We start from the raw sequence: 689 nt of genomic DNA on the forward strand, positions 1-689 counted from the left end.
TCATCGCTAACTTTGCAACAGTGCCAAAAATAGTCCTTCAGTGGGACGAAATGATCCGGACCGCTGGCTCCCTGAAGCTGGGCAAAGTACAGGCTTCAGTGCTGGTCCGTTCATTGCTGAAAAGTGAACGTCCTTCCGGACTGACTCAGGCAATCATTGAAGTGGGGCGCATCAACAAAACGCTGTATCTGCTTAATTATATTGATGATGAAGATTACCGCCGGCGCATTCTGACCCAGCTTAATCGGGGAGAAAGTCGCCATGCCGTTGCCAGAGCCATCTGTCACGGTCAAAAAGGTGAGATAAGAAAACGATATACCGACGGTCAGGAAGATCAACTGGGCGCACTGGGGCTGGTCACTAACGCCGTCGTGTTATGGAACACTATTTATATGCAGGCAGCCCTGGATCATCTCCGGGCGCAGGGTGAAACACTGAATGATGAAGATATCGCACGCCTCTCCCCGCTTTGCCACGGACATATCAATATGCTCGGCCATTATTCCTTCACGCTGGCAGAACTGGTGACCAAAGGACATCTGAGACCATTAAAAGAGGCGTCAGAGGCAGAAAACGTTGCTTAACGTGAGTTTTCGTTCCACTGAGCGTCAGACCCCAATACGTGCGCAACAACCGTCTTCCGGAGCCTGTCATACGCGTAAAACAGCCAGCGCTGGCGCGATTTAGCC

1 protein-coding gene and 1 pseudogene are annotated in these 689 nt (G+C 51.4%); one reads left to right on the forward strand and one right to left on the reverse strand.

What is annotated here, in order from left to right; translation table 11 throughout:
• Positions 1-584: Tn3 family transposase (locus HG542_RS33415; protein ID WP_139453568.1), on the forward strand; the 584-nt coding region annotated here is incomplete at its 5' end.
• 29 nt (positions 585-613) lie between these two features.
• On the opposite strand, the pseudogene HG542_RS33420 reads toward HG542_RS33415, so the two are convergent.
• Positions 614-689 (reverse strand): annotated as a pseudogene (locus HG542_RS33420) (IS1 family transposase); the annotation flags it as partial.

It is taken from the genome of Streptomyces morookaense (genome assembly GCF_013030945.1).
GTDB classification, from domain to species: domain Bacteria; phylum Actinomycetota; class Actinomycetes; order Streptomycetales; family Streptomycetaceae; genus Streptomyces; species Streptomyces morookaensis.